This is a genomic window from Actinoplanes sichuanensis, assembly GCF_033097365.1.
In the GTDB taxonomy this organism is placed as follows: domain Bacteria; phylum Actinomycetota; class Actinomycetes; order Mycobacteriales; family Micromonosporaceae; genus Actinoplanes; species Actinoplanes sichuanensis.
The window spans coordinates 700479-724392 of the sequence record NZ_AP028461.1 but is presented as its reverse complement, the minus strand read 5'-3'; the positions used below and the strand labels follow the sequence as shown (position 1 = coordinate 724392).

The window sequence follows — 23914 nt, the reverse complement described above, 5'->3', positions numbered from 1 at the left end:
CGTCGACAAAGATGTCAACAAAAAAGCCGGCCATCCAGGACCAGCCGGGCGGAACTGACCGCGGACGAGCCGGGCACCACGTCGAGGAAGCCCGTCGGGTGCTCCAGGCGCAGCACGTCGCGCGGCACCACGGCCCGGTCGGCGACCCGCAGCAGCCGCGCGGCCACACTGCCGGGCAGGGTGGCCGCGGCACCGACCCCGACCGCGGCGCGGAGGCCGATCGCGGTGTGCACGCGGTGCGGCCGGACGGTACGGGTGGCCAGGCTGCCGCCGTCGGCGGGCGCGGCGAGCAGGCACATCTCCGGCTCGGCGCCCAGCAGGTCGGCGGCGAGGCGGCGCAGGCGGCCGACCCGGTGGCGCAGGCGTTCGTCGTACTCCAGGCGGGCCGGGGTCTCGTGCCCCGTGACACCGAGCGCGGACGCGTCGGCCAGGGCCACCGGAACGCCGTTGTCGACCAGGGTCACCGGCACCCCGTCCAGGTCGTCGGCGACCCGGCCGGTCGGCAGCACCGCGTCGCCGAACTCGAGGAGCAACCGGGCCGCGGTGCCCGGCACCCCACTGACCACGGTGTCGCCGGCGTAGGCGGGTCGGCCGCCCGGCGTGCGGACGTGCACCGTCACGTCGACTCCGGTGGCGGGCATGTGGACCCGGACCGCCGTGGTGCCGCCGTCCGCGGCGACCAGGCCGCGCTCGACGGCGAACGGGCCGACACCGGCGAGCAGGTCGGTGCACGGCCGGGGCTCGGTGACAGTGGTGCCGTCCACCCGCAGGAACCGGTAGTCGACACCCTCGGTGGTCCGCTCCACCACGGCGACCCGACCGGCCAGCGGGCCCGGCCAGTCGAGCAGCCGGGGCAGCAGCCGGTCCCGCTCGGCCGGGTCGGACGGCAGGTCGGAACCCACGAAGTACGCGCCCCTGGACCGACCGCCGCGTAACACCTGAACCGGGATCCCGTACGCCATGAGGCCCTCCCGAGAAGTTGTCGACAATCATGTCGCTGGCAAACGATAGGCTCACCCCATATCGTCCGGCAATTGTTGACAATCCTGTGGGTTCCACCGAAGCTGAGCGGCGGAAAGGGGAACCGATGCCGCCCGAGCACACCGAACGACGCCCGGCCCGCGCCGCGAACACGGCGGCACAGGTGCGCGACACGCTCCGCGAGGCGATCCTGCGCGGCGAGTACCTGCCCGGCGAGCGGCTCGTCGAGGCGCAACTCTGCGCTCGTCTGGAGACCAGCCGGTTCAACGTGCGGGCGGCCCTGCAGGACCTGTCCGGTGAGGGTCTGATCGAGATGCAGCGCAACCGGGGCGCGCAGGTCCGCAAGGTGTCGACGGCCGAGGCGGTCGAGATCACCGAGGTCCGGATGGTGGTCGAGGGCCTGATCGCGGCCCGCGCGGCCGAGCGGGTCGACCCGGATCAGGCGATCGAACTCGACGAGATCGCCGTGCTGATGCGCCGGGCCGTCGACGCCGGGGAGCACCGCCGCTACAGCGATCTCAATCAGCGGCTGCACGCGCTGGTCCGGCACATCGCCGGGCACGGCACCGCGGACCGGATCGTCGAGACGCTACGCGGCCAGATCGTCCGTCACCAGTACATGCTGTCGCTGGTGCCGGGCCGGCCGGAACGGTCGCTGCCGCAGCACGAGCGGATCATCGCGGCCATCCGCGACCGCGACCCGAAGGCCGCCGAGGACGCCATGCGCGAGCACATCGCCAGCGTCATCGAGGCGTTGCGCGCGATCGACTACCTCGGCACCTGAAAATCGGCGGGCAGCCGCTACCTCGGCACCTGAACACCGGCGGGCAGCCGCTACCTCGGCACCTGAACACCGGCGGGCAGCCGCACGGTGACGACCGTTCCCTGTGGATGGTTCGGGCCGGCCGTGACGCCGCCGCCATGCTGGGTGGCGGTCTGCGCGACGATCGCCAGGCCCAGCCCGGAGCCGGGCATCGAGCGGGCCGCGGTGGCCCGGTAGAAGCGGTCGAAGACGTGCGGCAGGTCCTCGTCGGCGATCCCCGGCCCGCTGTCGGCCACGGTCAGCACGCCACCGGTCAGGCGGGTGGTGACGGTGCCGCCGGGTGGGCTCCACTTGGCCGCGTTGTCCAGCACGTTCACCACCATCCGCTCCAGCTCGCCGGGACGGCCCAACACGGTCACCGGGGTGAGATCGGTGTCGAAGGTCAGCCCCGGCGCGCGGATCCGCACCCGGTTGATCGCGGACGTCACCACCTCGGCGTACTCCACCTGCTCGATGGCCTCCCGACTGCCCTCCTCCCGGGACAGCTCGACCAGCTCGGTGGTGAGCGTGGCCAGCTCACGCACCTGCGCGTCCAGGTCGTCGAGCAGTTTCACCCGTTCCTCGGGCGGCAGCCGGTGCGCCAGGTCGGGCTGCCGTTCCACCGCGATCAGCAGCTCCACGTTCGTCCGGATGCTGGTCAGCGGGGTACGCAACTCGTGACCGGCGTCCTCGACCAGGGCCCGCTGCGCCTGCCGGGAGGCGTCGATGGCGGTCAGCATCGCATTGACCGAGCGGCCCAGGCGGGCGATCTCGTCGTTGCCGGACACCTCGATCGGCCTGGTCAGATCCATCGACACGGCGACGTCCTCGACCGCGTCGGTGAGCCTGTCGACCGGGGCCAGCCCGGCCCGGGCCACGGTCCGCCCGAGGACGGCCGCCCCGGCGATGCCCGCCGCACAGCCGAGCAGGAGCAGGGCCGCGAACGCGGCGAGCACCCGCTCGTCCGGACTCGGGTCGAGGCCGACCTGGACCGCTCCCCCACCGTCGATCCGGACGGTCAGCATCAGGAACTCGCCGGGGCCGATGGTGACCTGCTCCTGCGCGTCCGGCTGCCCGGCGGTGGCGATGGCGACGGCGGTGCCGGTGACCGGTAGCCGGGTGGCGCTGCCACCGACGACCACGCCGGACGGGTCGAGGATCTGCCAGCAGGGCCCGATCTCCTTGTCGCCCGGGTCCGGCCGGGCGCCCTGGGCCTCCAGCCACTGCCAGGGGTTCTCGGCGATGGTCCGGGCGTCGGCCAGCAGCTCCGCGGAGATCTTGTTCTCCTGAATCGCCCGCACACTGACCCAGGCACCGGCCGACACGAGCAGCACCGCGGCCGCCACCGCACCGGTGACCAGCAGCGACAGCCTGTCGTGCAGGGGCCGGGACCGCCACCACGCTCTCACAGCGGCTCCTCCCGCAACACGAATCCGACACCGCGGACGGTGTGCAACAGCCGTGCCTCGCCCTCGGCCTCCAGCTTGCGCCGAAGATAGCCGAGGTAGACGTGCAGGCTGTTCGACCCCTCACCGAAGTCGTAGCCCCAGACCTGCTCGAACAGCGCGGTCCGGGTCAGCACCTGCCGCGGGTGACGCAGGAACGCCTCCAGGATGCCGAACTCGGTACGGGTCAGTTTCAGCGCGCGCTCGCCCCGCCACACCTCACGGGTGGCGGGGTTCATCCGTACCTCGGCGAAGGTCAGAAGATCCTCGGCGGTCTGCTCAGCGGGGGCGGTGGCGAGCGCCGAGCGGCGCAGCAGCGCCCGGATCCGGGCCAGCAACTCCTGCAGGGCGAACGGTTTCACCAGGTAGTCGTCGGCACCCGCGTCGAGCCCGGCGACCCGGTCGCCGACACTGTCCCGGGCGGTCAGCATCAGCACCGGCACCACCACACCACCGGCCCGCAGCTGCCGGCACGTCTCCAGCCCGTCCATCCGGGGCATGCTCACGTCGAGGACCATCGCGTCCGGCTCACCGGCCCGCACCGCGTCGAGCGCGGCCAGCCCGTCTCCCGCGATGTCCACCTGGTAGCCCTGGAACCGCAGCGTACGGGCCAGCGAGTCACGCACGGCCGCGTCGTCCTCCACCACCAGGATCCGCATAGGCCCCATTAAAGCCCGGCAGAATCGATCGCCGACTGCAGGGACTGCTTGTAGCCGCCGCTGGTGTAGGTGGCGCCGGACACCGAGTCGATGTCCGCGCCCTGCGCCGCCAGGGTGGCCTCGACCAGTTCGGGAACGGCCCGCGCGCTGATCTCGTCGTGTCTACGGCTGCCGGTCGGGTAGACCGGCACGGCGACCGAGGTGATCTTCCCGTCGGCGACGGTGATCACCACCTGGACGTCGCCCTCCCGGGTCTGCGCGGTCTGCCCGGTGAAGGTCTGCCCCTCCCCGGCCGGGGTCGCCGCGACGGTGACCTCGGCGGTGGTGCCGCCGGTACTGGTCCGGTAGCTGAACAGGAACACGAGTGCGGCCAGGGTGGAGAGCCCCCACAGGCTGATTCGTCGCATCGAAGATTCTCCTTACCAGGCGAAGAGCTCGGTGTGGACCCGGTCCACGCGGACGCCGGCACCGGTCGCGGCGGCCTTCGCGGCGGCGGCCCACTCCTCGGGGCCGCAGATGTAGACGCGGGCGGCCGCGATCCGCGGTTCGATCTGCCGCAGTGCCGCGGCGTCGTCGGTGCCGGCCAGCGCGCCGGGCAGCCAGGAGGTGCTGCGGGCGCGGGTTCCGGTCAGGTGCACCACCCGCACTCCGCGCTGCGCCGCGAACCACTCCAGCTCGCCACGGAAGGCCAGATCGGCGTCGGTGCGGGCCCGGTAGATCAGGGTCGCCTCGCCGTCGGCATAGGGCAGCTCGCCGAGCAGCGCCAGCAGCGGGGTGATGCCGATGCCGCAGGCCATCAGCACGATCGGCTCACCGGCCCAGGCCTCGCCGGTCAGTTTGCCGTAGGGGCCCTCGAACAGCACCCGGGTGCCCGGTTTCAGGTTCGCGACCCGGGAGCTGCCGTCACCGGCGTCCTTCACGGTGATCCGCAGGCTGTCGCCGTGCGGCGTCGCCGACAGCGAGAACGGGTTGGCGCGGGTCCAGCCGGGCCCGTCCAGGAACCGCCAGTGGAAGAACTGACCGGCCCGGGCGGGCAGCTCGGCGAGCCGCTCACCGGTCAGATACACCGAGGTCAGACCCGGTCCCTCGGCGACCACGCGGCTCACCGTCAGGCGGTGCCTGCGGTTACGGATCAAGGGCGACCCGATGCGGTACGCGACGACGGCGCCCGCCGCGGCCAGATAGAGCGTCCACCAGTAGGCCCGCGCCCAGGCCGTGCCGGTGAAGTCACCCCCGGTCCAGATCTGGTGTGGCAGCGCCAGCCCGACACCCAGGTACGCGTACAGGTGCAACAGGTGCCACGACTCGTAGCGCAGCCTGCGCCGGGCCGCCCGCATCGACGTGACCACGACCATCAGCAGCGCGAGCGTGCCGGCCGCGGCGAGCAGCATCCCCGGGTAGTCGACGACCAGGTTCCACAGCGTGGTGATCGGGTTCGCCCCGGCCGCGTACCCGATGGTGATCGTGACGATGTGCAGCACCATCAGCCAGAACGAGGTGAACCCGGTCCACCGGTGCCAGCGGGCCAGTCGGTCCTGGCCGAAGGCCCGTTCCACCAGCGGGATCCGGGCCATCAGCAGCACCTGGAGCAGCAGCAGGTCGGAGGCGTACAGGCCGGTCAGCCGGCCGATCGCGGTGACCGCGTCGCCACCGGTCAGATCGGAGACGCCGCCGTTGCCCACCCAGAGCACGGTGACGATCAGAAGGCTCAGCGCGGCGGCTGTCGCGCCGGCGCCCGGCCACCACACGGGGGTGACGGGCAACCGGCGCCGGACTGCGGCGGGTGCGGTGGTGACGGTCATGAGCGCCAACCCTGACCGGATCTTCTAAGACGTCCGGGGTCGGTTTCTAAGGGTTGCCTAAGAGCGTCCGGGCGAACTCACTTCAACGCCATAGAGACCTCACAGGATGCGGACAGGGTCGTCCGGCGAAATGGAAACACCTGATGAACACCACCTGAAGGAAGCCTCTAGTGACCACGTTGCTCGCCGTCGCCGCGGATCTCGTCGCGATCATCGTCCTGACGTTCGGTGTCTATTTCCCCCGCCACCGGCGGCGGGATCTGGTCGCCGCCTTCCTCGGAGTGAACATCGGCGTCCTCGCCGTCGCCACCGTCCTCGGCTCCTCGACCGTCGGGGCGGGCCTCGGGCTCGGCCTGTTCGGCGTCCTGTCGATCATCCGGCTCCGCTCCGACGAGATCAGCCAGCACGAGATCGCGTACTACTTCGCCGCTCTCGCCCTGGGCCTGATCGCCGGGCTCGGCAACGTCATGGACATCCTGCACCTGAGCCTGATGGCCCTGGTCGTGGCCGCGCTCTTCGTCGGCGACCACCCGGCCCTGTTCCGTAGGCACCGCAACCAGCTGATCCGGCTCGACGTCGCCCACAGCGACGAGACCGCCCTGCGCGCCCACCTGGAGCAGGTACTCGGCGGCCAGGTGACCGCCGTCGCGGTCAAGCAGATCGACATGGTCAACGACAGCACCCTGGTCGAGGTCCGCTGGATCGCCGGTACCGGCCAAAGCCACGCCGCCACCCGGCCGGGCCCGCGGATGGAGCGGGTGAACGCCCGATGACCGTCACCACCGAGGTTCCGCTCTTCCACCGGTTCGCGCCGATCTCCCTCGACGAGCTGGTCGGTGCGGCCGCCCTGCTGACCCGACTGGACCGCAAGTACGTGCTGCCCGCCGACGCGCTGCCGGCCCTGCTGGACCGGATGCCGTACGAGGTGCGGGCCCTGCAGATCGATCAGCAGCGCACCTTCGGCTACCGGTCGATCTACTTCGACACGGCCGCCATGGACAGCTTCCTGGCCGCCGCGCACCGCCGCCGCCGGCGCTTCAAGGTCCGGGTCCGCACCTATCTGGACAGCGGCCTGAACTTCGTCGAGGTGAAGACGCGCGGTTCGCGTGGGGTCACCGTCAAGGAGCGCATCCCGTACGCCGGAGACGGCGCCGACCTGGGCGCGGAGGGGCGGGCGTACGCGGCCGCCGTCCTCGCCGAGGCCGGGCTCCGCCCCGACGTGTTCGCGCTGCGCCCGGTGATGGCCACCTACTACCGCCGCAACACCCTCTACGTGCCGTCCACCGGCAGCCGGGTCACCATCGACACCGGCCTGGCCTGGCAGCTGCCGGACGGTTCGACGGTCCAGATGCCGCAGTCGGTGATCGTCGAGACCAAGTCCGGCCGCGCCGCCTCCGACGTCGACCGGCTGCTCTGGTCGCTCGGCCACCGTCCGGCCGCCATCTCCAAGTACGCGACCGGGCTCGCCGCCCTGCGCCCCGACCTGCCCGCCAACCGCTGGCGCCCCGTCCTGCGCCGCCACTTCACCACCACCTCGAAGGGAATCTGATGAGACTCCGCAAGAAGGTCGTCGCCGCCGTCAGCTCCCTGGTCCTGGCCACCGCCATGCTGGCCGGCTGCTCCTCCTCCGACGCCACGACGGCGGCCACCGAGGTGGCCGCGACCAGCACCGTCGACGCGTCCACGGTGGACGGCACGCAGAGCGCCGAGACCGTCCTGGCCGCCGACAAGTCGGTGCACACCGCCTCCGCCACCACCTCCGACACGGTGTCGATCGAGCTGACCGGCGACTCGGCCACCGCGTCGGGTGACGGCGTCACCGTCGATGGGAACACGGTCACCATCACCGCGGCCGGCACCTACCGGGTCAGCGGGGAACTGGCCGGGCAGATCGTGGTGAACGCTCCGGACGCCACGGTCACCCTGATCCTGGACGGCGCCGAGATCAGCAGCAGCACCGGCGCGGCGATCGCCGCCACCGAGGTGGATCAGCTGATCGTCTCGCTCGCCGACGGCACCACCAGCACACTCTCCGACGCGTCGTCCTACGCCGAGGACGCGGACGTCAACGCCGCCCTGTTCAGCGCGGGCGACCTGACGATCACCGGCGACGGGAAGCTGACCGTCACCGGCAACGGCAACGACGGCATCGCCGGCAAGGACGGCGTACTGATCGAGTCCGGCACGATCACCGTGACGGCCGAGGACGACGGGCTGCGCGGCAAGGACTACGTCGCGGTCTCCGGCGGGACGATCACGGTCACCGCCGGTGGCGACGGCATCAAGGCCGACAACGACGAGGACACCGACGCCGGGTTCGTGTCGGTGTCCGGCGGGACGATCACCGTGACCAGTGCCGGCGACGGCGTGGACGCGGCCACCGACATCGTGGTCACCAAGGGCACCATCGCGATCACGGCCGGCGGCGGGCATGCGGTCAAGCCGTCCGACGACGTCTCGGCCAAGGGCCTCAAGTCCGGGGTGATCACGGTTCTCGAAGGGGGCACGGTCACCGTCGACTCGTCCGACGACGCGGTGCACACCGACGGCGCGGTGCACTTCAACGGCGCGAAGGTGACCGTGGCCAGCGGCGACGACGGGGTGCACGCGGAGGGCCAGCAGATCATCGACGCCGGATCGCTCGAGGTCACCTCGGCGGTCGAGGGCCTGGAGGCGGCGGTCTTCGTCCTCAACGACGGCACGGTGCACGTGGTCTCCAGCGACGACGGCATCAACGGCGCCGGCGGCACCACCGGCACCGACACCGCCGACCAGGGCGGTCAGCAGGGCGGCGGCGGCTTCCCCGGTGGTGGCGGCGGTCCCGGCGGTGGTGGTGAGGAGGTCGGCGACTTCTCGGTGACGATCAACGGCGGCACCCTGGTCATCGACTCGAACGGCGACGGGCTGGACTCCAACGGCGTCGCCTCGATCACCGGCGGCACGGTCGTGGTGAACGGGCCGGAGGGCAACGGCAACGGGGCGCTCGACGTCAACGGATCGTTCACGGTCAGCGGTGGCACACTGCTCGCCGCGGGCAGCGCCGGCATGGTGGTCACCCCGAGCACCGACTCCGAGCAGGGCTGGATCTCGGCGACGCTGGACAGCGCGATCGCGGCCGGCACCACGGTGCAGATCACCGACAGCGACGGTACGGTCGTCGCCACCTACGTGACCGGCAAGTCCGTGCAGAACATCACCTTCTCGTCGTCGAAGATCACCAGCGGGGAGTCGTACACGATCCACACCGGAGGGACCGCGACCGGTGCGAGCACCGGCGGTCTGGCCGCCTCCGGCTCGCTCGGCTCGGCCGTGAAGGTCGCCACGGTGACCGCCGGGCAGGCCCCGGCCGGCGGCGGCCAGGGCCGTCGCGGAGGCCGCTGACCACCTCTCACCCCCGATGCGGCGCCCGGAACCGGCAACGGTTCCGGGCGCCGCTTTTGTGACCGGACCGTCGCTCTTCGAGTTGACCTCCGGCGCGGAACCGGCACGGTCGTGAGTATGCTGATGCGGATCGCCAACCCAGGATCCACACAGGACTCTCGAAGAGGTCCGAGGTGTCGATAAAGTGCCCGACGAAGTGACCGACAACGACGAGAACGGCCTCAGCCACAACAGCGGGGCGACGGTGCGCCGGCTGCAGCTCGGCGGGCATCTGCGCGCCCTGCGACGGGCCAAGGGACTCACCCGCGACCAGGCCGGCTACACGATCCGGGCCAGCGAGTCGAAGATCAGCCGAATGGAGCTGGGCCGGGTCAGCTTCAAGGAACGTGACGTCACCGACCTGCTGAAACTCTACGGCGTCGAGGACCCGGCCGAGCACCGCCGGGTGCTGGCGATGATGCGCGAGGCCAACGCGCCGAGCTGGTGGCAGGCGTTCGGCGACGTGCTGGACACCTGGTTCCAGAACTATCTGGACCTGGAGCAGGCGGCCGAGCTGATCCGCACCTACGAGATCCAGTTCGTGCCGGGCCTGCTACAGACCGACGCGTATGCGCGGGCCGTGATCAAACTCGGCCACGAGGACGGCGGGCCGGAGGAGATCACCCGGCGCGCCCAGCTCCGGATGGCCCGCAAGCAGGTGCTCCAGCGGCCGGATGCGCCCCGGCTGTGGGCGGTCCTCGACGAGGCGGTGCTGCGCCGGCCGATCGGCGGTCCCGAGGTGCTCCGCGAGCAGATCGAGTATCTGTTGGCGATCTGTGAGTCGCCGCGGGTCCGGTTGCAGGTCATGCCGTTCGCCAAGGGCGGGCACGCGGCCGCCGGGCAGGCGTTCAGCATCCTGCGGTTCCCACACGAGAAACTGCCCGACGTCGTCTACATCGAACACCTCACCAGCGGCCTCTATCTGGAGCGGCGCGAGGAGGTGGACAGGTATGCGGCGGCGATCGGCCGACTGTTCATCGAGGCGGAGCTGCCCAGCCGGACACCGGAGATCCTTCGCGAACACCTGGCCCGGCTGTAACTCACGATTCACCCATGGGCCGGGCACAGCAGGTCCACAAGATCCGCCGGTTGACTGCAATGCGTGACGACGAACCCCGCACCCCCGCAACCCCGCCGGATCAGCCGCCGCGGCCTGCTCGCCGGTGGACTGGGCCTGCTCGCCGCCGCCGGCGGCGGTAGCGCCTGGGCCCTCGACCGCTACGTCCTCGACCACGTCGAGGTCTCCGGCGCCTCCCAGCTGGCCGCCCAGAACGTGGTCGCGGCCGAGGCGGACAGCACCGGCACGGCGACCGCCAGCAGCTACTCCAGCGACACCGCCACCATCAAGATCAAGAACGTGGCGACCGGTACGGGCACCGACAAGGTCACCTACTACGTGGCCGACGTGCAGGTCACCGACGCGACGATCGTCAAGTCGGCGTTCGCTGACGACCAGTTCGGTGAGAACATCATCGCGAACCCGTCGGAGATCGCCGCCTCGGTGAACGCGGTCCTGGCCATCAACGGCGACTACTACGGGTTCCGGGACACCGGCATCGTCATCCGCAACGGGGTCAAGTTCCGGGACTCCGGTGCCCGGCAGGGGCTGGCCCTCTACGCCGACGGGTCGATGAAGCTCTACGACGAGACGACGACCAGCGCCGACGAGCTGATCGAGGCCGGGGTGTGGAACACGCTGTCGTTCGGGCCCGGGCTCGTCCAGGACGGTCAGGTGATCTCCGGGATCGACCAGATCGAGGTGGACACCAACTTCGGCAACCACTCCATCCAGGGGCAGCAGCCGCGCACCGGGATCGGCATCGTCGACACCAACCACCTGCTGTTCGTGGTCGTCGACGGGCGCAGCAAGGGATACAGCCGGGGCGTGACCATGCCCGAGTTCGCGGAGATCTTCACCGGACTCGGGGCACAGGTGGCGTACAACCTGGACGGTGGCGGCAGCTCGGCGATGATCTTCCAGGACAAGCTCGTCAACAACCCGCTCGGCAAGGGCCAGGAGCGCGGCACCAGCGACATCCTCTACGTGGCCGGGTGATGACGATGATCGTGCTCATCCCGGCCTACCAGCCCGACCAGCGCCTGGTTCGTCTCGTGGAACGGCTGGGCCGCCATCGCATCCTCATCGTCGACGACGGCTCGGGTGCCCCGTACCGCCAGATTTTCGAAGAGGCCCGCCTCGCCGGCGCCGAAGTGATCACCCTGACCACCAACCGGGGAAAGGGTTTCGCCCTGAAGACCGGATTCGCGCACATCGCCGCCCGCCGGCCGGGCGCGGACGTGGTCTGCGCGGACAGCGACGGCCAGCATCGGGTCGAGGACATCGAGGCGGTCGCCGAGCGGCTCAGCACCTCACCGGCGGCCATGGTCCTCGGCGTCCGCCGGTTCACCGGGCCGGTCCCGGCCCGCAGCCGGTACGGCAACGCCGCCACCCGGATCCTGTTCCGGATGATCACCGGCCTCGCCGTCACCGACACCCAGACCGGGCTGCGCGGCTATCCGTCGCGGATGCTCGGCTGGCTCGGCCGGGTGCCCGGCGACCGATTCGAGTACGAGCTGAAACTGCTGCTCCGCGCCGCCCGCGAACGCCTGCCGGTCGAGGAGGTCGGCATCGCCACCGTCTATCTGGACGGCAACAGCTCCTCGCACTTCCGGCCGATCATCGACTCGGCACGCATCTACGGGCCGCTGTTCGCGTTCGCCGGGTCGTCCCTGCTCGCGTTCGCCGTCGACGCCGCCCTGCTCGCCGTCCTCGTCTCGTGGACCGGTCAGCTCGTCACCTCGGCGGTCGTCGCCCGGCTGATCAGCGCCACCCTCAACTACACGGTCAACCGGACCGCCGTCTTCGGTGGTGCCGGCCGTACCCCGCACCGGCAGGCCGCGCCCCGCTACGCCGCCCTCGCGGTCGCCTCGCTGACCGCCAACGTGGCACTGCTCGAATGGCTTACCGCCGCGACCGGCTCGCTGGCCGTCGGCAAGGTCGTCACCGAGGTCGCGTTGTTCCTCGCCGGATTCGCCGTCCAGCGGCTGTTCGTCTTCGGCCGGCGGCCCGCCGACACCGGCACCCCGATCGCACCCGAACCACAGCCGGCCGGCACCCGCGGGTGAGCAACCTGGTGCGATGACCTCCCGTCGTGTGGCCGCCTGGCAGTTGTGCCTGGCCGCCGGCACCGTACTCATCGGCGCCTACTTCGTGCTCGTCCATGCCGGCCGGTGGCCCGGTGTACAGGTGGCGCTCTACGTCAGCGCCAACGCCACCTTCGCCGGCGCGGCACTGGCCACCGCCCGGCGGCACCCGTCGATGCGGGTCATCATGCTGCTGCTCGCCGGTTCCGCGGCGGCCGGGGTCACCGGGGACATCCTGTTCTACTTCGACGCGCTGGTGCACGGCGAGCCGCCGTACCCGGGGGTGCCGGACCTGTTCTACCTGCTCGCCTACCCGCTGATGGCGGTCGGGATGCTGCTGATCATCCGCCGCCGGACCCCCGGCTGGGACAGCGCCAGCATCATCGACGCGGCGATCGTCGCGATCGGCACCGGCTACCTGGTCTTCCAGTTCCTGATCGTGCCGCTTGTCGACTTCGGCGACAAGTTGACCTCGCTGGTGTCGGTCGCCTACCCGGTCGGTGACCTGATGCTCATCGTCGTCGGGGCGCGGCTGATGCTCGGCGCCGGACCCCGCACCGCCGCGCTCCGGTTCTTCGGCGGCTATCTGGGGCTGGTCCTGGTCGCCGACGCGCTCTACGGCTACCAGACGCAGACCGGCACCTACCAGGCCGGCAACTTCCTCGACGCGTTCTGGATGGGCGCCGGTTACGCCCTCGCCGCCGGAGTACTGCACCCGTCCGTGATCAAGATGGTCAGCACGTCCAACACGGCCACCCCGGACGCCACCCCGGGCCGGCTCGCCATCCTGGCGATCGCCGCGATCACCGCGCCCACCTCGATCGTCATCCAGCACTACACCGGCGGCGAGGAGCACGTGGTCGCCGCCGCGGCCGTGTGCAACCTGCTGTTCCTGCTGGTCATGCTGCGGATGGCCGGGCTCGTGCAGGCGCAGCGGCACGCCGCCGTCACCGACGGGCTCACCGGGCTGCGCAGCCGGCGGTTCTTCGAACAGGCCCTCGGCAACCAGGGCGAACGGTCGGTCAAGAACGGCGTGCCGGTCAGCGTGCTGCTCCTCGACATCGACCACTTCAAGAGCGTCAACGACACGTACGGCCACAACGGCGGCGACCGGGTCCTCGTCGAGGTGACCCACCGCCTGCGTGAGCTGGTCCGGCCCGGTGACGTGGTCGCCCGGTACGGCGGTGAGGAATTTGCGGTGCTGCTGCCGGACACCACCACCGCGCAGGCTGGGGAGATCGCCGAACGGATCCGTCGCGGGGTCGGCGCGGCGCCGATCGCGGTCGACGAGTCCCGCCTGCTCACCGTGACCGTCTCGGTCGGGATCGCCGGCATGCCCGCCGCCGGGACCACCGATGAGCTGGTACTGGCGGCCGACCGGGCGCTCTACGCGGCCAAGAACGCCGGCCGGAACCGGGTCGCCCGCGCCACCGAGACACCGTCCGCCGCCCCGGTTGCCGCCTGACCCGACGCCGTTTCCCCACCCGGCCCCCGGTCCCTCGGTTCTTTTCGCCGCCCCCGGGTCCTCGCCGCCGTCCCCGGCTCCTCGCCGCCGTCCGCGGATCCTCGCCGCCGTCCCCGGGTCCTTGCTGGACGGACCCGGGGCGGCAGAATCGTCGGCATGCGATTCGGCATCCTGGGTCCGGTCCAGGCGGAACGGCCGGACGGGACCCCGATCCCGCTCGGCGGCCCCCGCCTGCGTGCACTGCTCGCGATGCTACTCCTCGACGCCGGCCGGTCGGTTCCGATCGACCGGCTGATCGACGGCCTCTACGGCGATCTGCCGCCGGCCGGAGCGGCCAACGCGCTCCAGTCCCAGGTGTCCCGGCTGCGGCAGTCGCTGCCGGTCGAGCTCGGCCCGGCCGGATATCGTCTGGCCGCGGACCGCGACGATGTCGACGCCCACCGGTTCGCGACGCTCGCCGCCGACGGCCATCAGGCCCTCGCCTCCGGCTCGCTGGAGCGGGCGGTCACCCTGCTTCGCTCGGCGGCGGATCTCTGGCGGGGCGAACCCCTGATGGATGTACGCGACGCGCCGTTCGCGAACGCCCAGGCCGCCCGGCTCACCGAGCTGAGACTGACCGCCCTCGAAGATCGATACGCGGCCGAACTCGGATTGTCCTCGCCGCTGCCACCCGCCGCGATCACCGAACTCCGCGACCTGATCGCCGCCCACCCACTCCGGGAACGTCCGCGGGTACTGCTCATGCGGGCGCTGGTCGCGGCGGGCCGGCCGGCCGAGGCGCTCACCGCGTTCGAGGACGCCCGCCGAACCCTCGCTGACGAACTCGGCGCCGACCCTTCGCCGGAATTGTCCGCCCTGCATACGAGCGTGCTCCGCGGCGGCCTCGCGTCCTCGCCCGTCCTGGCCGAATCGCCGGCAGGCCACCCCTTGCCTCAGGCCGGCGCCTCGTCCCAGGTCGGCCCTTTGTCCCAGGTCGGCTCCTTGTCTCAGGTCGGCTCCTTGTCCCAGGTCGGCTCCTCGTCTCAGGTCGGCTCCCTGTCTCAGGTCGGCCCCTTTCCGCAGTCCGGTCCGGGTGGGTCGGAGCACGGGCGGAACCCGGTTCGGCACGGTGTTCCGAGTCAGCTGACCAGCTTCGTCGGGCGGGACGGGGAGCTGGCCGGGGTCGCGGCCGTACTCCGGAGTCGGCGGCTGGTCACCCTGCACGGACCCGGTGGTGCGGGGAAGACCCGGCTCGCCGCGGAGGCCGCCGCCCGGCACGACGGCGATGTCTGGTTCGTGGAGCTCGCCGGCGCCGGGCCCGAGGGCGTGCCGTCCGCGGTGCAGACCGCCCTCGGCCTCCGCGACGTTCTGGTCAGCCCGCCCCGACAGACACCGTCGACGGCGGCACCCGGCGTGGTCGACCGGCTCGTCGCAGCCCTCGGGGACCGGCGTCTGCTGCTCGTCCTGGACAACTGCGAGCACGTCGTCGACGCGGCGGCGGCACTGGCGGCGCGACTGCTGGCCGGGGCGCCCGGTCTGCGGATCCTCGCCACCAGCCGGGAGCCGCTCGGCATCACCGGCGAGGCGCTCCTCCCGGTCGGCGGGCTCCCGGTGCCACCGGCGGCTCCGACCGGGCGGCCCGCGGGCTCAGACGGTGATCATGCGGTCCGACCCGTCGGCCCGGCCACCGGCGGATTCGGGGCTGCCTCCGACCACAACCCGGCCGACGGCGGATTCCGGGTCGCCTCTGGGTTGGGCGGGCCCGGGGCGGATCTCGTCGGCTTTCCGGCGGTGCGGCTCTTTCTTGATCGGGCCGCTGACGTGGCGCCCGGGTTCGCGGTCACGGCCGGGAACGCCGACGCCATCCGGGAGCTGTGCCGCACCCTCGACGGGCTGCCGCTCGCGGTCGAACTCGCGGCGGCCCGGCTGCACGCCCTTCCGGTCACCGAGATCGCCGCCCGGCTCGGGGACCGGTTCCGGCTGCTGTCCGGCGGCAGCCGCACCGCCGAGAGCCGGCACCGCACCCTGCAAGCGGTCGTGGCCTGGAGCTGGGACCTGCTCACCGAACCGGAACGGGTCCTGGCCCGGCGGTTCACCGTCTTCACCGGCGGCGCGACCCTCGACGCGATCGAGCGGATCTGCGGGCCCGAACCACTCGACGCCTCCGCGGGGGAACCCGTCGACGACACTCCGACCGCGGTCGTCGACGTGCTCGCGGGGCTCGTCGGGAAGTCGCTGATCGAGCGGGACGGGGAACGGTACCGGATGCTGGAGACCATCCGGGCCTTCTGTGCGGAGCGACTGGCCGGATCCGGGGAACGTCGACGTATGCACCGGGAACACGCCGGATACTTCATGGAGTTGGCTGAGCGCGCTGATCCGTACCTCCGCGGGTTTGATCAGATCGCCTGGCTGGACCGCCTCGACGACGACCGTGACAACCTGCACGCCGCGTTGCGTCGCAGCGCCGCCGGAGGCGCGCTGACGACGGCGTTCCGGCTGGTCGCCGCGTTGTCCTTCTACTGGTGGCTGCGCGGGCTGCGCAGCGAGGCCGCGACGCTGTCCGGGCTCGTCCTGCGTGCGGCCGGCCCGGAGCCGCCGCCGGGACGAACCGAGGAGTACGTGCTGAGCGTCTTCAACGCGGCGCTGAGCGACAGTGCCGGTCACGGCCGTCCGGCGGAACGCTGGGCCGGGTACATGCGGACGCTGTCGGCCGCTCCGGCGCAACCGTTCCTGCTGTACCTGTCGGCGATGGCGGTCGGCCCGCCGTCCGGTGACCCCGGCGACATCCTGGAACTCAACCGCCGTCTCCGCGCGCAGATCGCCTCCGACCCGTGGAGTCATGCGCTCGGCAGCATCGGCGCCGGGTGGATGGTGCTGTTCTCCGGTGCCGACCCGGCTCTCGCCGAACCCGAGTTCCGGGAGTCGCTCGACGGGTTCCGGGCCCTCGGCGATCGCTGGGGCGCGATGCTGGCGCTGTCCGGGCTGGCCGAGGTCGCCTCCTGGCGCGGTGATCCGGCCGCCGCCATCGCACCGACCGCGGAGGCGCTGCGCCTGGCCGATGAGCTCGGCTCCGGCGTCGACGTCGCCGACCTGCTCCGCGGCCGGGCCCAGGCCCGGATGGACACCGGTGACCTGGAGGGTGCGGCCGCCGACTTCACCCGCACCGCCGAGCTGGCCCGCTCGGCCGGCGCCCCCGAACTGGTGGCGGCCGCCCTGCTCGGACTCGGTTCGCTGGCGCTGGCGTCCGGTGGTCTCGATCTGGCGGCGCGGTACGGCGACGAGGCCCTCGCCGCGTGCCCGGCCGGGTGGTACGGCGCCGACGGGACCCGGATGACGATCCTGGTGATGCTGGGCCGGATCGCGGAGATGTCCGGTGACCCGGCGACCGCGGCGGCCCGCTACCGGGAGGTGTTCACGATCCGCGGCGGGATGCTCGGCTTCCAGGTGATGGCCGAGGCCTTCGAACGGCTCGCCGGTCTGGCCGTCGCCGCCGGTTCACCGGACCGCGCCGCCCTCCTGCTCGGCGCGGTCCGGGCGCTGGGCCTGCGCCCCGACCCGGAGGTGTCCGAACCGGCCCGCGTCGCCGCCGGTGCCGCCCGGGAGGCCCTCGGCCCGGAACGGTTCGCGGCGCTCTTCGCCACCGGGGCCGCCCTGACCCCGGACGAGGCCGTGAACCTGCCACTGAGCACACCCTGAGGCCGGTCGCGTCCGGACGCGGAGGTCGGGTGTGTGCGGTCTGGCGTCGTACGATTCCGGCGATGGAGCTGTGGGAACGGGCCGGGGCACTGGCGCGGCTCGACGAGCTGGTTCGGGAGAGCCGGCGGTCCGGGCGAGTGGCTCTCGTCGGTGGCGAGGCCGGGATCGGGAAGTCGTCGCTGGTCACCGCGTTCGGCCAGCGGTGTGGTGGCCGGATCCGGCTGCTGCCGGGGATGTGTGATCCACTGGTCACGCCGCGAGCGCTGGGACCGGTGCACGACATCGGGCGGCAGGCCGGCGGGCGGCTGGCCGAACTCCTGAACGCCGGGGCGGACCGGGCGGAGGTGCTGGACGCGCTGGTCGGCGAACTGTCCGGACCCGGCCGGCGGCCGCTGCCGGTGGTGGTCGTGGAGGACGCGCACTGGGCCGACGAGGCGACGACCGACCTGCTGGTGTTCCTGTCCCGGCGGATCGGGCGGCTGGCGGCGCTGCTCGTGGTGACGTTCCGGGATGACGAGGTGGGGCCGGAGCATCCGTTGCGGGCGGCGCTGGCCGCGATGCCCCGGGAGGTGGTTCGCCGGATCCCGCTACCGCCGCTGTCCGAGGCGTGCGTGGCCGAGCAGGCGGCCCGCTCCGGCCGGGACGCCGCCGAGCTGTTCCATCTGACCGGCGGCAATCCGCTACTGGTCACCGAGCTACTCGGCGACGCCGAGCGGCCGGACGGGGCGCTGTTCGGACGCCGGCCCGGTCGAACCGGTCGGGTGGCGGTTCCGGAGGCGGTGCGGGATCTGGTTCTCGGGCGGCTTCAAGGGCTGCCGGGGCCGGCCCGGGAGTTGGCGCGCCTGGTCGCGGTGGTCCCCACCCGGGCGGAGAACGCGCTGCTCGGCGACCGGGTTCCGGAGGTGCAGCAGTGCCTGGACGCCGGGGTGCTGGTGGCGTCGGCCGATGGGGTCGGCGTCGGCTACCGGCACGAGCTGCTGCGCCGGGCGGTCGAGGAATCCCTGTCGCCGGTGGCCCGGGCGGCCCTGCATCAACGGGTTCTCGACGTGCTGGAACGCCGGGATGTCGATCCGGCCCGGCGGGCCCATCACGCGCGGCTGGCCGGGGACGGAGGCGCGGTGCTGCGGCACGGCACCGCGGCGGCGGTGCGGGCCGCCGGGCAGGGCGCCCACCGCGAGGCCGCGGCCCACTACCGGGCGGTTCTGCGGTACGCGACCCGACTGCCCCCGTCCGACCGGGCCGAACTGCTGGAGGCGTACGCCGTACAGGCGTATCTGGCCGGAGTGGCGTCCGAGGGTCTGCCCGCCTGCCGGGAGGCCCTGCGGGTGTGGCGGTCCCTCGGCGTCCCGGACCGGATCGGCGGCTGCCTGCGCTGGATCTCCCGGCTGGCCTGGTGGAGCGGCCACGGCGCGGAGGCCCGGGTGGCGGCGGCGGAGGCGGTCGACGCGCTGGAGACGGGACCGCCGGGTCGGCCGCTGGCCATGGCGTACAGCAACCGGTCGCAGTTGCACATGTTGGCGCACGAACTCGACGCGGCGGTGGAGTGGGGTGACCGGGCCCGACAGCTGGCCACCGGCCTCGGCGACCTGGAGACGGAGCTGCACGCGAGCGTCAACGTGGCCAGCGCCCGCATGCAGTCCGGCGACCCGGCAGCGGCGCAGGAGCTTCGGCGCCTGCACCGGGCGGCGGCCGCGGCGGGCCTCACCGACCACGCCGCGCGGGCCCTGGTGAACCGGGCGTCGACCCTGATCGAGCACTGCGCGCACCGCGGAGTCCTACCGGCCGGGGACGACACCCGGTCGGGTTCCGATGCCGCCGGTGCCGCGGCCGCTCTGGAGGAGGCGCTCACGTACGCCGCCGGGCAGGACCTGGACGGATATGTGCAGTACCTGCTCGGCCTGCGGGCGATGATCCGGTTCGAGACGCGGGACTGGGCGGGCGCGCTGGCCGATGCCGAGTCCGCACTGGAGCGGCCGAGCCGGGGCGGGGTGGCAGTGGTTCCGGCGCTGGTGGCGCGGGGACGGATCCGCTCGGCGCGGGGTGCGGACGGTGCGTCGGCCGACCTGGACGCGGCGGCGGCGCACGCCTACGGGCTGGCGGAGCTGCAGTGGATCGGGCTGGTCGCGGCGGCCCGGTCCGAGTACTTCCTGCTGGCCGGTGATCCGGTGCGGGCGGCGGCGGAGGCCCGGCCGGCGTTCGAGCAGGCGACGGCGCTGGGGCACCGGTGGTTCGCGGCGGAGCTGGCGAACTGCCTCCGGCTGGCCGGGGACGCGTCGGTCGCCGTACCACCGCCAAGGTTTGATCCCGGGTATTTGACCGTTCTTGATCAGCTTGGCGCGGTGCGGGCGGCGGGCTGGCTGCGGGCCGAGTTGCGGCGGCAGGGGGTGACCGGGGTGCCGCGCGGTCCACGCCCCGCGACCGCGGCCGACGACGCGGGCCTGACCGCCCGGCAGGCGCAGGTGCTCGAGCTGCTCGCCGACGGACTGTCGAACGCGGACATCGCGGCCCGGCTGACGCTGTCGGTCAAGACCGTCGAGCACCACGTCTCCGCCGTGCTGAACAAGTTGGGGGTGACCAGCCGCGGTCAGGCGGCGGCTCGACGGCGCTCAAGTTAGGGGATTTCCCCCACGAGACCCGGCCCGCGCCCGGCTACCGTCGGCGGCCATGACACTGCTGCGCACCCCGGATTCCTCGCCGCTCTACGACGCCGACCGCGAACGCCTCGGCTATGTCGCCAACTATTCGCGGGTGTTCGCGCTGGCCCCGGACGTGCAGGCGGGCTGGGCGGCGCTGTCGAAGTCGTTGCGGACCGCCATGGATCCGCGCCGCTACCAGCTGGTGACGCTGGCCGCGGCCCGACGGATCGGATCCCGCTACTGCTCGCTGGCGTTCGCGACGGCGCTGCGAGACACCTGCTTCGACGACGCCGGCCTGCTCGACGCGATCACCGACAGGTCCGGCCTGGCCGGGGTCGAGGTGGCGATCATGGAGTTCGCCGAGCTCGTGGCCGGTGACCCGACGGCCGTGACACCGGCTGACGTGGACCGGCTGCGCGCGCACGGCCTGTCCGAAACCGACATCTTCCACATCGTCGCGGCGGTGGCCGCCCGGCGGTTCTTCACCACGGTTCTGGCCGCGACCGGAACGGTCCCGGACGAGGTTTACGACTCCCTGGATCCGGCGTTGCGGGCGGTGCTGCCGTGAAAGCACCGGCCGGCGTGTCACCTCGCGAGGCGGCGGACGACGGTGGCGAGGACGTCGCCGACCGGGAGGCAGCCGAGATGCCGGGAAGTCCAGGCTCGGCGCCGGATTGCGACGACGGCGGTCGGCATCGAGCGACCCGCAGGAAGGCCCTGCCGTCGTCCGGCGGCAGGGCCTTCCTGCGGACATCAGGCGGCCGGGCAGCTGTACGTGACCCGGTCCGCGCAGTTGTCGTAAATGTACGTGTACTTGTACCGCGGGATCCGGTCGCCCGTGACGCTGCCCCGGCACCAGCCGGCCTGGACGGTCGTCCGGCGCAGCAGGATGCAGGCGGCGTCCACCTCGGTGGTCGAGGCGACCGTCGCCAGCAGGCGATCGGCGAGCTTGCCGAAGATGCTCATGTGCACACTCCCTCGTCGCACCGGCCGGTGGGTGACCGGCCGGTCTCTCACCCGCCGGTCGGCGGGCGAAGCGTGTCGCCTTCCGGCGGGTTTTCGCCGTCCGGCGGCCTTTCGCAATCCGGCGGCCTTTCGCAATCCGGCGGGCTTTCACCATCCGGCGGGCTTTCACCATCCGGCGGGCTTTCACCATCCGGCGGGCTTTCACCATCCGGCGGGCTTTCACCATCCGGCGGCCTTTTCAGGGTGCCGTGGTCGCCGAGTTCGGTGACCACCCCGCCGGACAGCACGGCGGTGGTGTCGGCATCAGGTCGACGCGACTCGGCTTCGGTACCGGCCCCGAACAGGTGGTCGAGCAGCAGTTCGGTGAGCGAGGCGACCGCGACCGGGGCCAGACCGCCGATCAGCGCGATCCCGGCGCGGTCCGCGAGCAGCCATGGAGACGTCCGCCAAGCCTGCGTGAAAGCATCGTTGAGCAGGGCTGATGAACCTTGCGCTCCGGGTTGTGGGGCGGTCACGCCACCGCCGTGATCGGCGGGTTCAGCGCGGCGGATGTTGCCACCCGTGCGTACCGGTATGCCATCGCCGCCCCCCAAATTCACCGCAGACCGCCGCGGTCACCGGCCGGTAGCCGAACGTTATGTACGGCGACTGTCGATCCACTATCGATTCACTCTCACCGATGCCCCGCCACCCTTCTCGCCGAGTTTCGCTTCGCCCTCGCCTCGCCCGGTCGGGTCCGCTTCGCCCCTTACTTCGCGCCGCTGAGTTTCGCCTCGCCCCTTCCTTCGCCCCACCTGGTCCGCTTCGCCCTTCGCTTCGCCCGGCCGAGTCCGCTTCGCCCCTCACTTCGCCCCGCGGTGTTTCACTTCGCCCCCGGCTGGGGTGGTCAGTGGGTCGTCAGCGAGCGGTGCGTGGCCGGTCAGCGGCGGGCGCCAGCCTGTGGCCATGAAAATCGCGATCGCGGCCGCTGGGCTGCGCAAACGTTATCGAGGCGGGCCGGGGACGGTGGCGCTCGACGGGTTCGACCTGGAGGTGCCCGCGGGCATCGTGCACGGGCTGCTGGGACCCAACGGAGCCGGGAAGACGACCGCCGTGCGGGTGCTCGCCACCCTGCTCGGCTTCGACGCCGGCCGGGCGGAGGTGGCCGGCGCCGACGTCACCCGCGAGCCCGGCCTGGTCCGCGAACGGATCGCACTGACCGGCCAGTACGCGGCCGTCGACGAGCTGCTCAGCGGCCGGCAGAATTTGATCCTCTTCGGCCGGCTGCATCACCTCCGATCCCGGGATGCCCGCGCCCGGGCGGACGAACTGCTGGAACGTTTCGGCCTCACCGACGCCGCCGGCCGGTCCGCGAAGGAGTATTCCGGCGGCATGCGACGGCGCCTCGACCTGGCGGCGAGCCTGATCCGGCGGCCGCGGGTGCTGTTCCTCGACGAGCCGACCACCGGCCTCGACCCGCGAAGCCGCAACCAGGTGTGGGACGCCGTCCGCGGACTGGTCGCCGACGGGACCACGGTGCTGCTGACCACCCAGTACCTGGAGGAAGCCGACCAGTTGGCCGGCCAGATCTCGGTCGTCGACGCCGGCCGGGTCATCGCCCAGGGCACCCCGGACCAGCTCAAGTCAGCTCTCGGCGCGGACCGTCTCGAGGTGGTCATCCGCGACGGCGCCCACCTCGATGCCGCGGCAGCCATCCTGGCCCGGATCAGCGGCGGCCGGCCGGACATCGACGTGGATCAGAGGCGGTTGCGCGTACCGCTGCAAAAGGACCGGGTGGAAACGCTGACCGCAACCGCCCGCGCCTTGCAGGAGGCCGGGATGATCGTGGCCGACATCGGCCTGCACCGCCCGACGTTGGACGAGGCCTTCCTGCACCTGACCGCCGGCAACACCGCCCCCATCTCGGCGTCTCCACCCGGCTCCTCGTCCGGCTCGGCGCCTCCGCCCGGTTCCTCGTCCGGCTCGACGCCTCCGCCCGGCCCGGCCTCCCGCTCCCGCTCCGGCTCCGGCTCCGGCTCCGGCTCCGGCTCCGGCTCCGGCTCCGCACCCTCGGCTACTCCGTCCTCAACCTCGACCACCTCGGCGGCCTCTTCCTCCTCGCCTTCGGGAGTGGTGGCGTGAGCGCGGCGATCGCGGACGGGCGTGTGATGGCTGGGCGCTATCTGCGGCACGTGGTGCGGGCACCCGAGGAGATCGTCATCTATTTCAGCCTGCCGATCATGTTCGTGCTGGTGTTCGGGTATGTCTTCGGCAGCGGTATGTCGGTGCCCGGCGGAGGCGGCTACCGCGAGTTCCTGATCCCGGGCGTCTTCGTGATGACCATGCTGTACGGGATCGGCGCGACCGCCACCGGAATAGCCGTCGACGTGGGCCGTGGCGTGTTGGACCGATTCCGTTCGATGCCGATGGCGAGGTCCGCGCTGATCAGCGGCCGGGTCGTCGCCGACCTGGTGCGGGCGCTGCTGGAGACGACGGTGCTGGTGGTGTGCGGACTGCTCGTCGGCTGGCGCTGGCATCTCGGCGTCGGCAACGTACTGGCGGCGATCGGTCTGCTCCTGCTGCTGCGCCTGTCCCTGAGCTGCGTCGGCGTGGCCCTCGGCCTGTCCACCCCGAACCCGGACACGGTCTCGACGATCGTGTTCCCGCTGGCGTTCCCGCTGAGCGCCGTCTCGAATGTGTTCGTCGCCCCGGAACTGATGCCCGGCTGGCTGGGGACCATCTCCGAATGGAACCCGATCTCCGCGACCACCACCACCCTACGCGACCTGTTCGGCAACCCGGGCCTGGGCTCCGACTCCTGGCCGGCCGAACACGCGATGCTCCTGGCGATCGCCTGGCCCGTGGCGCTGATGGTCATCTTCGGCCCGCTGTCCGTCCGCCTGTACCGCCGCCTGGGCCGGTAGCGCCACTCCGCAC

At 72.2% G+C, this 23914-nt stretch carries 19 protein-coding genes and 1 pseudogene; 13 read left to right on the top strand and 7 right to left on the bottom strand.

Going from position 1 to position 23914, the window contains the following annotated elements; all coding sequences use genetic code 11:
* Positions 1–14: 14 nt before the first annotated feature.
* Positions 15–962: a PrpF domain-containing protein gene (locus Q0Z83_RS03075; RefSeq protein ID WP_317792235.1), complete on the bottom strand. Its 948-nt coding sequence runs from the start codon at positions 960–962 to the stop codon at positions 15–17.
* 125 nt (positions 963–1087) lie between these two features.
* On the opposite strand from Q0Z83_RS03075, the gene Q0Z83_RS03070 reads away from it, so the two are divergent.
* Positions 1088–1765 (top strand): GntR family transcriptional regulator, encoded by a 678-nt coding sequence (locus Q0Z83_RS03070; protein ID WP_317792234.1) that lies wholly within the window; start codon positions 1088–1090, stop codon positions 1763–1765.
* A 50-nt stretch (positions 1766–1815) separates the two neighbouring features.
* Here Q0Z83_RS03070 and Q0Z83_RS03065 read toward each other — a convergent pair whose 3' ends face one another.
* Genes Q0Z83_RS03065 through Q0Z83_RS03050 form a run of 4 tightly spaced genes read right to left on the bottom strand, consistent with a single transcriptional unit; the run spans position 1816 to position 5689 of the window.
* Positions 1816–3192 (bottom strand): HAMP domain-containing sensor histidine kinase, encoded by a 1377-nt coding sequence (locus Q0Z83_RS03065; RefSeq protein WP_317792233.1) that lies wholly within the window; start codon positions 3190–3192, stop codon positions 1816–1818.
* Complete coding sequence (locus Q0Z83_RS03060) at positions 3189–3887, bottom strand: response regulator transcription factor (RefSeq protein WP_317792232.1); 699 nt, start codon at positions 3885–3887, stop codon at positions 3189–3191. Before Q0Z83_RS03060 ends, Q0Z83_RS03065 begins: the two co-directional genes overlap by 4 nt.
* Positions 3888–3895: 8 nt before the next feature.
* Positions 3896–4294: an FMN-binding protein gene (locus Q0Z83_RS03055; RefSeq protein ID WP_317792231.1), complete on the bottom strand. Its 399-nt coding sequence runs from the start codon at positions 4292–4294 to the stop codon at positions 3896–3898.
* Between the two features lie 12 nt (positions 4295–4306).
* On the bottom strand, positions 4307–5689 hold the full coding sequence (locus Q0Z83_RS03050) for a ferredoxin reductase family protein (protein ID WP_317792230.1): 1383 nt from the start codon (positions 5687–5689) through the stop codon (positions 4307–4309).
* A gap of 170 nt (positions 5690–5859) precedes the next feature.
* Between Q0Z83_RS03050 and Q0Z83_RS03045 the strand changes: the two genes are divergently transcribed.
* The 10 genes from Q0Z83_RS03045 to Q0Z83_RS03000 all read left to right on the top strand — a co-directional run bounded on the left by Q0Z83_RS03045 (position 5860) and on the right by Q0Z83_RS03000 (position 20600).
* Positions 5860–6462, top strand: coding sequence for a DUF4956 domain-containing protein (locus Q0Z83_RS03045; protein WP_317792229.1), 603 nt, complete (start codon positions 5860–5862; stop codon positions 6460–6462).
* Complete coding sequence (locus Q0Z83_RS03040; RefSeq protein ID WP_317792228.1) at positions 6459–7238, top strand: polyphosphate polymerase domain-containing protein; 780 nt, start codon at positions 6459–6461, stop codon at positions 7236–7238. The genes Q0Z83_RS03045 and Q0Z83_RS03040 overlap by 4 nt, the downstream gene beginning before the upstream one ends.
* Positions 7238–9070 carry a carbohydrate-binding domain-containing protein gene (locus tag Q0Z83_RS03035; protein WP_317792227.1) on the top strand — a complete coding sequence of 611 codons (1833 nt, stop codon included), beginning with the start codon at positions 7238–7240 and terminating at the stop codon, positions 9068–9070. The genes Q0Z83_RS03040 and Q0Z83_RS03035 overlap by 1 nt, the downstream gene beginning before the upstream one ends.
* 184 nt (positions 9071–9254) lie before the next feature.
* A complete protein-coding gene (locus Q0Z83_RS03030) occupies positions 9255–10148 on the top strand; it encodes a helix-turn-helix domain-containing protein (RefSeq protein ID WP_317792226.1) in 894 nt (297 codons plus the stop codon).
* 63 nt (positions 10149–10211) lie between these two features.
* Positions 10212–11165, top strand: a complete 954-nt coding sequence (locus Q0Z83_RS03025) for a phosphodiester glycosidase family protein (protein ID WP_317792225.1) — start codon at positions 10212–10214, stop codon at positions 11163–11165.
* Positions 11166–11170: 5 nt separating this feature from the next.
* A complete protein-coding gene (locus Q0Z83_RS03020; RefSeq protein WP_317792224.1) occupies positions 11171–12235 on the top strand; it encodes a bifunctional glycosyltransferase family 2/GtrA family protein in 1065 nt (354 codons plus the stop codon).
* Between the two features lie 13 nt (positions 12236–12248).
* Positions 12249–13718 carry a GGDEF domain-containing protein gene (locus tag Q0Z83_RS03015; RefSeq protein ID WP_317792223.1) on the top strand — a complete coding sequence of 490 codons (1470 nt, stop codon included), beginning with the start codon at positions 12249–12251 and terminating at the stop codon, positions 13716–13718.
* Positions 13719–13874: 156 nt separating this feature from the next.
* The gene (locus Q0Z83_RS03010; protein WP_317792222.1) at positions 13875–17396 is read left to right on the top strand and encodes an AfsR/SARP family transcriptional regulator; all 3522 of its coding nucleotides are present in this window, start codon (positions 13875–13877) and stop codon (positions 17394–17396) included.
* Positions 17397–17458: 62 nt separating this feature from the next.
* On the top strand, positions 17459–20011 hold the full coding sequence (locus Q0Z83_RS03005; protein WP_317792221.1) for an ATP-binding protein: 2553 nt from the start codon (positions 17459–17461) through the stop codon (positions 20009–20011).
* A gap of 49 nt (positions 20012–20060) precedes the next feature.
* Entirely contained in the window at positions 20061–20600 is a 540-nt protein-coding gene (locus tag Q0Z83_RS03000; RefSeq protein WP_317792220.1) for a carboxymuconolactone decarboxylase family protein, read from the top strand.
* Between the two features lie 185 nt (positions 20601–20785).
* Here the strand turns inward: Q0Z83_RS03000 and Q0Z83_RS02995 are convergent, their stop codons facing one another.
* Both Q0Z83_RS02995 and Q0Z83_RS02990 read right to left on the bottom strand, forming a co-directional pair.
* Positions 20786–20998, bottom strand: a complete 213-nt coding sequence (locus tag Q0Z83_RS02995) for a hypothetical protein (protein ID WP_317792219.1) — start codon at positions 20996–20998, stop codon at positions 20786–20788.
* A 47-nt stretch (positions 20999–21045) separates the two neighbouring features.
* Positions 21046–21513 (bottom strand): ICP22 family protein, encoded by a 468-nt coding sequence (locus Q0Z83_RS02990; RefSeq protein WP_317792218.1) that lies wholly within the window; start codon positions 21511–21513, stop codon positions 21046–21048.
* Between the two features lie 430 nt (positions 21514–21943).
* Between Q0Z83_RS02990 and Q0Z83_RS02985 the strand changes: the two are divergent.
* Both Q0Z83_RS02985 and Q0Z83_RS02980 read left to right on the top strand, forming a co-directional pair.
* Positions 21944–22891: pseudogene (locus Q0Z83_RS02985) on the top strand (ATP-binding cassette domain-containing protein); the annotation flags it as partial.
* 224 nt (positions 22892–23115) lie between these two features.
* Positions 23116–23901: an ABC transporter permease gene (locus Q0Z83_RS02980; RefSeq protein WP_317792217.1), complete on the top strand. Its 786-nt coding sequence runs from the start codon at positions 23116–23118 to the stop codon at positions 23899–23901.
* Positions 23902–23914: the final 13 nt, after the last annotated feature.

Excerpts from the sequence above, each read along its gene's own strand:
- Q0Z83_RS03075 (WP_317792235.1), bottom strand. The coding sequence starts at position 962 with ATGGCGTACGGGATCCCGGTTCAGGTGTTACGCGGCGGTCGGTCCAGG.
- Q0Z83_RS03070 (WP_317792234.1), top strand. The coding sequence starts at position 1,088 with ATGCCGCCCGAGCACACCGAACGACGCCCGGCCCGCGCCGCGAACACG.
- Q0Z83_RS03060 (WP_317792232.1), bottom strand. The coding sequence starts at position 3,887 with ATGCGGATCCTGGTGGTGGAGGACGACGCGGCCGTGCGTGACTCGCTG.
- Q0Z83_RS03055 (WP_317792231.1), bottom strand. The coding sequence starts at position 4,294 with ATGCGACGAATCAGCCTGTGGGGGCTCTCCACCCTGGCCGCACTCGTG.
- Q0Z83_RS03050 (WP_317792230.1), bottom strand. The coding sequence starts at position 5,689 with ATGACCGTCACCACCGCACCCGCCGCAGTCCGGCGCCGGTTGCCCGTC.
- Q0Z83_RS03040 (WP_317792228.1), top strand. The coding sequence starts at position 6,459 with ATGACCGTCACCACCGAGGTTCCGCTCTTCCACCGGTTCGCGCCGATC.
- Q0Z83_RS03035 (WP_317792227.1), top strand. The coding sequence starts at position 7,238 with ATGAGACTCCGCAAGAAGGTCGTCGCCGCCGTCAGCTCCCTGGTCCTG.
- Q0Z83_RS03020 (WP_317792224.1), top strand. The coding sequence starts at position 11,171 with ATGATCGTGCTCATCCCGGCCTACCAGCCCGACCAGCGCCTGGTTCGT.
- Q0Z83_RS03015 (WP_317792223.1), top strand. The coding sequence starts at position 12,249 with ATGACCTCCCGTCGTGTGGCCGCCTGGCAGTTGTGCCTGGCCGCCGGC.
- Q0Z83_RS03010 (WP_317792222.1), top strand. The coding sequence starts at position 13,875 with ATGCGATTCGGCATCCTGGGTCCGGTCCAGGCGGAACGGCCGGACGGG.
- Q0Z83_RS03005 (WP_317792221.1), top strand. The coding sequence starts at position 17,459 with ATGGAGCTGTGGGAACGGGCCGGGGCACTGGCGCGGCTCGACGAGCTG.
- Q0Z83_RS03000 (WP_317792220.1), top strand. The coding sequence starts at position 20,061 with ATGACACTGCTGCGCACCCCGGATTCCTCGCCGCTCTACGACGCCGAC.
- Q0Z83_RS02995 (WP_317792219.1), bottom strand. The coding sequence starts at position 20,998 with ATGAGCATCTTCGGCAAGCTCGCCGATCGCCTGCTGGCGACGGTCGCC.